At 69.6% G+C, this 365-nt stretch carries 1 protein-coding gene; it reads right to left on the reverse strand.

Annotation, left to right across the window (positions count from 1 at the left end):
• The coding region (locus L687_RS0120620) for a serine hydrolase (protein WP_031206658.1) at positions 1 to 365 on the reverse strand (365 nt) is incomplete at both ends.

Raw genomic sequence — 365 nt, forward strand, 5'->3', positions numbered from 1 at the left:
GGTGCGCATCAGCGCGAGCAGTTCGGGGTCGATGATGACGTTGCCGTCATGCCGTCCCCCTGCGGCGAGCATCCCCGCGAAAGCCGCATAGTCGGCCGCGGTCGACACGAGCTCCGAATGACTGAGGTCGAACGGAGCGGGCGCGACGGAGAAGCCCCCGGCGGCGGGCTCGATCTCGACCAGGGCGCCGTGCTCGTGGCGATACGCGGCGGGCAGCCGGTACGCCTCGTCGAGGGGCACCGCGTACCCGGTGTCGACCATGCCCAGCGGGGCGAAGAGGTCGCGTCGCAGATGATCTTCCAGCGAACCGTCGACCACCCGCGAGAGCAGGATCCCGAGGATCCCGAAGGAGTGGTGGTAACGCC

It is taken from the genome of Microbacterium maritypicum MF109 (assembly GCF_000455825.1).
In the GTDB taxonomy this organism is placed as follows: domain Bacteria; phylum Actinomycetota; class Actinomycetes; order Actinomycetales; family Microbacteriaceae; genus Microbacterium; species Microbacterium maritypicum_A.